Source organism: Candidatus Symbiopectobacterium sp. NZEC135, from assembly GCF_025962695.1.
In genome coordinates, this window is record NZ_JAGFPF010000945.1 from 1 (window position 1) to 823 (window position 823).

Genomic DNA, 823 nt, shown 5'->3' on the forward strand with positions numbered 1-823 from the left:
TGAACCGTGTTGCCGCGCGCGGCAAAATTCACCGTTTCCAGCGGCGGCAGCAGCGTTTGCATCACGGGATCGAGCACCCAGGGCGCGGCAGTGCGTTCTGCTGCGGAGTGAGACTGCGCTGCCGCAAATTCCGCGGAAAACGTAGCGTGTGCTGCCGGTGAAGACGTTTGAGACAGCGCCGCAACGATTGCGCTTAAGGGCTGTTCCTGTTCCCGTTCATTCAATGCATCGGGCACGCTTGCCGACGAGGTGGTCAGGATCACCGGGGCCGGTGCCGAGTTATCTGGCGTTTCCGGCTGCGGCTCCACAGGGGCTTGCGCGACGGTCACATTGACCGCATGCGTGGCTTGCGCTTTGCCATCGCTGGCGGTGAGTACCACGGTAAACGTGCCTGATGTGGCGGGTGTACCCGAAATGGTGCGAGTTGCTGCATCAAAGCTCAGCCCGTCCGGCAAGCCGCTGACGTTCCAGGTCAACGTGTCGTTATCAGCATCGCTAAACAGGTTTTCCGGCAAGGTGTAGTGATAGGCGCTACCCGCTTGCAGTGCGCCCAGATTCAGCCCGGCTTGGTCGTTGTACACCGGAGCACTGTTATCCGGCTCGACATCAGGTGCTTGCGCTACCGTCACCGTGACCGCATGGCTGGCTTGCGCTTTGCCATCGCTGGCGGTGAGCGTCACGGTAAATTCACCAGACGCCGTAGGCGTGCCTGAAAGGGTGCGGGTTGCTGCATCAAACTTCAGCCCGTCCGGCAAGCCGCTGACGTTCCAGGTTAACGTGTCGTTATCGGCATCGGTAAACAGGTTTTGCGGCAAGGTATAGT

1 protein-coding gene is annotated in these 823 nt (G+C 60.4%); it reads right to left on the reverse strand.

Going from position 1 to position 823, the window contains the following annotated elements; all coding sequences use genetic code 11:
- The coding region (locus J5224_RS31625) for a putative Ig domain-containing protein (protein WP_264628933.1) at positions 1-823 on the reverse strand (823 nt) is incomplete at both ends.